6 protein-coding genes and 1 pseudogene are annotated in these 7,059 nt (G+C 62.7%); 4 read left to right on the forward strand and 3 right to left on the reverse strand.

Annotation, left to right across the window (positions count from 1 at the left end; translation table 11 throughout):
* On the reverse strand, nt 1–1,703 hold a 1,703-nt coding region (locus J2X67_RS27615; protein ID WP_309958198.1), incomplete at its 3' end, for a diguanylate cyclase domain-containing protein.
* 780 nt (nt 1,704–2,483) lie between these two features.
* Here J2X67_RS27615 and J2X67_RS27620 point away from each other — a divergent pair.
* The 3 genes from J2X67_RS27620 to J2X67_RS27630 all read left to right on the forward strand — a co-directional run bounded on the left by J2X67_RS27620 (nt 2,484) and on the right by J2X67_RS27630 (nt 3,692).
* The gene (locus tag J2X67_RS27620) at nt 2,484–2,747 is read left to right on the forward strand and encodes a hypothetical protein (protein ID WP_281147561.1); all 264 of its coding nucleotides are present in this window, start codon (nt 2,484–2,486) and stop codon (nt 2,745–2,747) included.
* 262 nt (nt 2,748–3,009) lie between these two features.
* On the forward strand, nt 3,010–3,369 hold the full coding sequence (locus J2X67_RS27625; RefSeq protein WP_281147562.1) for a YlcI/YnfO family protein: 360 nt from the start codon (nt 3,010–3,012) through the stop codon (nt 3,367–3,369).
* Nucleotides 3,366–3,692: a type II toxin-antitoxin system RelE/ParE family toxin gene (locus J2X67_RS27630; RefSeq protein WP_309958200.1), complete on the forward strand. Its 327-nt coding sequence runs from the start codon at nt 3,366–3,368 to the stop codon at nt 3,690–3,692. Before J2X67_RS27625 ends, J2X67_RS27630 begins: the two co-directional genes overlap by 4 nt.
* Before the next feature lie 57 nt (nt 3,693–3,749).
* Here the strand turns inward: J2X67_RS27630 and J2X67_RS27635 are convergent.
* Nucleotides 3,750–4,064: pseudogene (locus tag J2X67_RS27635) on the reverse strand (transposase); the annotation flags it as partial.
* 634 nt (nt 4,065–4,698) lie between these two features.
* Between J2X67_RS27635 and J2X67_RS27640 the strand changes: the two are divergent.
* Nucleotides 4,699–4,974 carry a hypothetical protein gene (locus J2X67_RS27640; RefSeq protein WP_309958202.1) on the forward strand — a complete coding sequence of 92 codons (276 nt, stop codon included), beginning with the start codon at nt 4,699–4,701 and terminating at the stop codon, nt 4,972–4,974.
* Between the two features lie 698 nt (nt 4,975–5,672).
* On the opposite strand, the gene J2X67_RS27645 is transcribed toward J2X67_RS27640, so the two are convergent.
* Nucleotides 5,673–6,647 (reverse strand): PA2169 family four-helix-bundle protein, encoded by a 975-nt coding sequence (locus tag J2X67_RS27645; protein WP_309958203.1) that lies wholly within the window; start codon nt 6,645–6,647, stop codon nt 5,673–5,675.
* Nucleotides 6,648–7,059 lie beyond the last annotated feature (412 nt).

A 7,059-nucleotide genomic window follows, 5' to 3' on the forward strand; every position in this document is an offset into this window, starting at 1 on the left:
AAGGTCCGCTCCTTGAACTGCCGGGCGGACACATTGACCGAGACGCTGAAGGCGGGCAACCCGGCCTCCTGCCAGGCCTTGTTCTGGAAGCAGGCCGTGCGCAGCACCCATTCGCCGATGGGAACGATGAGCCGCGCCTCTTCCGCCAGCGGGATGAAGTCCGCCGGCGACACCAAGCCGCGCTTTGGGTGCTGCCACCGGATCAACGCCTCCACGCCGATCACCTGACCCGATCCCATCTCGACCTGAGGCTGATATTCGAGGTAGAACTCGCCGCGTTCGACGGCGTGGCGCAACTCTTCACGCAGGGCGAGCTTCTCCCGGATCGTGCCGCTCATCCCGGCCGCATAGAACTGGAAGTTGTTGCGGCCGGCGGCCTTGGCGCGGTACATCGCGGCATCCGCGTTCATGAGCAAGGCATCGGCGTCTGTCCCGTCCGCAGGATAGACGGCCACGCCCAGGCTACCCGTGAGCTGGACCCCTTGGCCACCGACCTGGACCGGCCGCGCAATCGCCTCCAGCAGTCCTTGCAGCGCCGGCATGATCTCTGTCCCGTCCCCCGGCTGGTCGTACAGAACGATTGCGAATTCGTCGCCGCCCGTCCGCGCGAGCGTGTCGACGCTGCGCAGGCAGCCGCTCAACCGCTCGGCCATGATCTTCAGCAATTCGTCCCCCGCCCTGTGGCCCAGGCTGTCGTTGATCAATTGAAAGCCATCAAGGTCGATGAACACCAACGTCATCAATCGACCATATTGATCCGCATAGGAAATGGCCTGTCGCAGGCGGTCTTCCAGCAATGCGCGATTCGGAAGACGCGTCAGCGCATCGTGGCTGGTCTGGTGCTTCAAGGTGTCGGCGCTGCTGGCCAAAAGCACATTGGATCTCTCGATGTACTCGGCCATTTGGTTCATGGAGCGCGCCAGGATGCCGAATTCGTCCGGTCGGTTGTCCGCAATGCGCGCGCTGAAGTCTCCCGATGCGACGCGCCGGGAGAAAGCGGCGATCGCTCCGATTGAGGACATGATGCGCCGACAGACAATCGTTGCGACAGCCATGGCCAGAAGCGCGGCCAACAGGACCACGGCCACCGCGGGCCACCGCGCGAGGCGTGCCGCGCCTTCCACTTCGTTTCGCGCCTGAAACTCGTGCTCGGTCGCGGCGGCGTGCAGATGCTCCAGCGCCGATTCGATGGCGACCGCCGCAGTCACATAGGATTGGCGCGGGTGATGCCTGGCGTCTGAGTCGGGCCCCCGGTCATGCATCCCGACGAATGCGAGAAATCCGTCTTCGTACTGCTGCAGCAGAAGCTCCAGCTGTTGAACCTGATGCCGGCTTCGCGGATCGGCCGAGAGCGAGCGTAGGCTCGCGAGGTGTCCTCGCAGGTTGCGCAGATGCGCTTGCATCTTCGACAGGGCGCGCTCGGTTGCCAAGCCCGTTCCCAGGGGGCCGACGGATCGCAGCACGTCGCTTTCGGCAGCCCGTGTCTTGTACATCTCCAACGAGCTTCGCAGACTCAGGTTCGCCATGCTGTTCTCGCTGACCGATGACTTGGCGATGCCGGCTGCGGAGCGCTGCAAGCTGACATAGAACGCCAGGCCCAACGCGACCACCAAGGTGACGACAACGCCGAAACTGAACACAAGCTCGAACTGCAGGCTTCGGCTTTTTCCCGCAGGCGCAATGTCCGTGGACCCAGTGTTCAAAGCGGACCTGCTCCCAGGTTGACCCTGACGCCGCTCATCATTGCACTGGCGCATGGCGCAGCCACTGCCTTGCCCGGCTGAGGATCTTTGGTGAGGAAGGCCCGGACTCTGCCGCCTTCGTCGCCTGCGACAACCAGCTCATCTCGCAACGCTGGCGCTGTCACGCCGCGCACGCCCGACCAGCTTCTGTCCTCGCCGGCTCCGTTGAGGTGGTTGCGCTGCCCCCTGGGCGCCCACATCGATCTTGTCGTCTGCCATATGGTGATGCTCCTTGCGTCCCTTGCGAGGCGGTGCCGCTGCTGCGCTGCGGCGCCTGAATCACTTGAACCGGTAAGTCGGCTGCCCCGTGCAGGCCATTGACGCATTTCGCTGACAGCCTCCCGAGAGTGAGCCGCCGCGACGACGTAGAACTTATGGCCGCACTTCGTTGCCGAAAAACGGCAGTCGGGACACCTACCTTCGCCGGCGCCTCCCAGCCGCCGCCCGGTTCATGGAAACGCGGCTTGGCGCGGAGCGTGCGCACCCGTCGGGAGCCAAGGTCGAGAACCCCGAGCAGGGTTCGCAGGGAGCACAGTTCCTCTCTGGACGCTGCGTCGCAGGAACATGCGGGCTGCCATTGCGTTGAGCTGTGGTTGACCTCCAGGTCCAGAGACCGCGAGCGACGTGCCCGCTTGGGGTCGGTCCCTCTGTCGGCTCCGGGCCTCGCGAACTTTGGCACTGTTTTGAAATGCCACTGGTCAGGCGCTGTGTCACACTGCACTGCTTTGTACGGAGCGCATCATGTCCCTGCTTGCAGTTCAGGAAGCGATCGCCACGCTCACGAGGGATGGCCGTGATGTGCGAGTCGAAGCGGTCGCCGTGACGTTGTACAACGGCATCGTTCTGAAGGGAATGTTCAAGCATTCTGCCGAGCAGCGCACGGCCTGCGTCACGGGCTCGTCCACAGCCTTGGCGGATGCCAGCACGCATGTCAGCACATTCTTCGATCTTGAAGACGTCGTGAGCTTCACCTATGCGGAGAAGAACCAGCGCATCGAATACTAGATGCGATCGTTCATCCAGGCTGTTGCTCTGGAGGCTACCGAGGAGAGCGCTGAGGTCCGTCGCAGCCATCGCGCCACCGACCGCGTGTTGACCGCTCGCTTGGGTTGTCACCCCCGTTTCGAACGGCGCGGGTGCACAGGCATCCCGGATCTCATGCAACTGGTCCGGGATTCACGGCCGATGTGACAACTCGGATTTCTCCATCCGATGCTCGGCCGCAAGGAAAAATCGCGCTAACCGAAGTCACCCGCCCCCAACAAGATTGACACTCGAAGTCACCTCCAATGTCGGCGTCGGGACAAAGTGGCAAATGCATTACAAATGTGCTACGCTTGCGGCCATGAAATCGTGCACTTTACCTGCCGTTCGCGTTGAGCCGGAACTGCGTGCCGAGCTCGAAGCGGTCCTGGGTGAAGAGGAAACCATCAGCACCTTTGTGGCCGATGCCGTGCGCCGAGCAGTTGATTTCCGTCGCGTCCAAACGGACTTCCATGCGCGTGGCGAGGCCGCTTGGCAGGCCTACCTGCGAACCGGTGTTTCACGCCCCGTGGACGAAGTGTTTGACCGCGTCCAGGCCCGCATTGATGCACGACGTCGCGAATTGCAAGGCCCTGGCACGTGACTGAGTTGTTCGGGGTTGAGATGACTCCGCCAGCAGAGGATGACCTTGAGCAGTTGTTTGAGTTCCTCGTCGCACGGTCAGAGACCTTGGAGGAACTGGACCATGCTCAGCATGTACTGCACCAGCTTCGCACCAGTATCAAGAAGCGGCTGGCCGAGAATCCTTGGGCGTATCGGAAAGCGAGCGACGGCAGGCGTACAACGCGCCGAGAGTTAATCGTAGGGCTTGGTTCCACAGGCTATGTGGCCCTCTACGAAATCCTTCCAGGGCGGGAAGTCAGGGTATTGGCAATTCGTCATCAGCGCGAAGAGGACTACCACTGAGTGTTGATTGCCACGAAAATTGACCCGGCGGCGGTGCGGATAAAAACTTGGACTGGTTTATGTCGCAAGTCCAAGACTCTCTCGATATTCGATGGGGCTGAGAGAGCCAAGGGAGAGCTTGATCCGCTTCTCGTTGTACCAGCGGATGTAGAAATCAACTTCTTTGAAGAACTGCTCGATCGTGGTGGCCTTCCAGTCCCGAGGGTAGAACAGTTCCGTTTGCAGCCGCCCGAAGAAGCCTTCGCACGCGGCGTTATCAGGCGAGCACCCCTTGCGAGACATCGAGCGAACCAGCTTCGCGTCACCGATCCTCGATAGCCAACCAGGCCAACGATAGTGGGCACTGCGATCAGAGTGAACGGTGGGCCGGGCGTTGCCAATCATGTCCATGGTGATCACCTTGAATCCCTGCTGAAATTCTCAGCAGGTCAGTGGAACACCCTGGTCAATATTGGATTGGCACTTTGCGGTTTAGCTGGTCAAGATTGCATCGGCACTAACACGCTCGAACCCTGTCTTCGTACGAATACATGAATTACCTCCTGGTAGTCCAAGTTTTTGTCCGCACCCCCCTAGGGTCAGAGATCAGTGGAATCCAACAGCCGGCCGGTACCGCGGCCCGCCCCTCCCGATGCGAAGGCGGCCCGACTGGAGGCGCAGCGCCACGGCGAAATGATCGCGAAGGCGCTGCAGCGCTGGCCATCGCGCCGCGGCAGTTTTAGCCTCGGTAGAAGTGAGTAGCGTTCCTGCGAGTTTTGGAGCCCGACATGAAGGTCGTTCCAGTGCACGTACTCGCGTGGAGGTCGTCGAGATCCGGTGCGAGTGCGCAGTCTGCCCCGAGTCGCAGTCCATCCTCCGCCGCCTCGCGGCGACGTGAAATATTCCGCAAAAATGGCTTGCAATCGTAAGTCAGTGGTTGCGCTGGGTGACGCTAGTAGCTACATTTCGCCGACCAAAAATCGGCCGGAGTTTTTGGGTGAGCAAGCGCCGGCACTCGGAGGACCGAATGCCGCTTTCGTTCTTGTACAGGCTGCAGCACGTGCAGCTCCCGGTTCGCGTCGTTGAGCCAGAAGAAGTCCGGCGCGTTTCGGTGCTTTTGGCGACGGGTCTGATCGAGGCCGAAATCGTGCCCCTCAAGGTCAATGCACCATACGTCTCGCCACGGCTGGCTACGGTATTCCGCATCACTGAGGAAGGACGTGCCGAGATCGTGAAAATGGGCGACATCCCCAAGCTCGTCGAGACGACGCTTCATTTTGGTCGGGGGCTGAGATTGCTGTGAACGCACGCCCGAGGCGACCTGGTTCGGTGGCGGTACTCGGCCATGAGCAAGTGCCGGCCGTTAGCGCGAGCCGCTCAGTTGACCGGTCTTCCCGGTGCCGCGCTGCGGCGACTTATATCGCTGCACTTTGGCCGAGGATTGCTGAGCTACTCCTTCTGACCTCTCGCAGGTACAGAGACTCCGCCGCAAATGCAAGCTGCATGAGGCTAGCGCTAGCCTGGTGCTCTAAATCAGTAACCAGGGTGCACGTCTCAGGATTCGCCAGCTTACCGGCGAGAGCGCGCTGAACACCAATGGCCGCGGCTCGCGAACGGGCAGCATGTCGCCGGAGATCATCGAGATGCGATGGTCGTTCGTTCATGAGAGAGGACAGGCAAGTTTAGTGCCTAGATCCGCCGGAGCGCGCCACTTCCGAGTGACAGCTGCGATGGGCAGTCTTGCTGCAAAAAATGCTAAAGAACTTGCGGCACGTTCAGCTTGAGTGAGTTCTCCACCGTTTCGGTGGATAAGGCAGTGGACAAGCGTGTACGCATCGCCGGCGAGCGCCGCCACATCTACGTGGAGGCGCTACGCCTACAAAAGCGGCACCGCAACGCGACCCATCGTCTCCGTGAAGGCCCGCAAACGAGACGACCGCCGCATGGAGCAAGTCCGCGCGGTCGTCTGCCTCTCGCGCACCTGGGTCACAGGCGCTTGGGTCAGGCGCGCGCCGCGCGTGCCTCGTTGCGCAGGTCACGGATCTGATCGTGGTTGCGCTGCGCGGCATACGCCTGCGACTGCACCACCTCGCGCACATCCTGAGGCAGTGGCTGTCGCAAGGCCTTTCGATAGCGCGCGACCGCCGCGTCCTCGCCGCGCTCGCATTCCTCGAGGATGGACAGCTCGCTGTTCGCGCCCATCGCGCCTTTGATGTGCACCCAGCCGCGGTGCAGCGCGCCCGAGCCGGTGCCGCCGTCCGCCGGCTCTCCGCCATAGGAGACCACCAGCTGCGAGAGTTGCGCCGCGGCTTCGCGACACTGCTCGGCGCGCGTGGCGAACAGCTGCTTCAGCTGGGGCGATTCCACCTCTTCGGCACAGGTGCGAAAGCCCGCCTCGCCGTCGCGCGTGTTCTCGAGCACATCGTTCAACACATCCACCACGTCGTCGTTCGAGAGCGGATCGCCCTCGGGGAACGACGAGTCTTCTTCGCGCATGTAGAGCCGGTCGGCGCGCTCCCACGCTGCATGCGATGCAGGCCGCGCCTGCTCCCAGGCAAGCGACGAAGTGCCACGGCGTGTTTCCCATTCTTGCGCCAGCGACGGCTCGACGGCCGCGAAGTCGTCGTCCACCGTTGCGCGCCGGCTCCAGCCGAGTTCATAGGCGGGCGCGTAGTGCTCGTAGCTCAGGCCCGGTTCGTAATAAGGCTCGCGCGTGTAGGCGCTTTTCCAGTGGCTGTGTTCCGCGGTGGGGTTGATGCGCTCTGCCACGGCCTTGCCGCCCATGCCGCCGGCCACGGCGCCCACCAGCATGCCGGCTACCGCGCCTGCCGGTCCGCCGATGGCACCGACAGCAGCGCCGGCGAGGGCGCCGCCGGTGGCACCCGCGCCCGTGCCGACCGGATGCGAGCCGGGTTCACCGGTGATGGGGTCAAGATTCATGTCGCTGCGCTCGGAGGGGGTCTTGGCTTGGGTCATGGGCATTCCTTGAATGGTGGTTGAGCTCGAGCGAGTGTTGGCCTCGCTTGGCACCATCATTCGCCGCTTGCGGCGCGGCAAGGTCGGCCACCGGCGCGGCGTGCTGTAGTCCAACCCGTTGGGTGTGGTGACGCGGGCAGTGATGATGCCCCTATACGGCGCCCACATCGTTCCTCGACCTCCCAGCCCGATGCGCCTATAGTGGCACGGAGCCTCCGAAGCACGAGCTGCTGGCGCGCCCCGCCCCACCGCTTTGTGCCCTGACCAGGGAGGTCTCCACGCACCGTTTTCTTTCCAACAACCGCGATGAGCTGATTGCGCGGTGCAAGGTGAAGGTGGCCCAGCGCCCGCTGCGGGCGGCAACCAACGAACAACTGGCCCATGGCGTGCCCATGTTCCTGGACCAGCTCAC

The organism is Variovorax sp. 3319 (assembly GCF_031456585.1).
GTDB lineage: Bacteria > Pseudomonadota > Gammaproteobacteria > Burkholderiales > Burkholderiaceae_C > Variovorax > Variovorax paradoxus_P.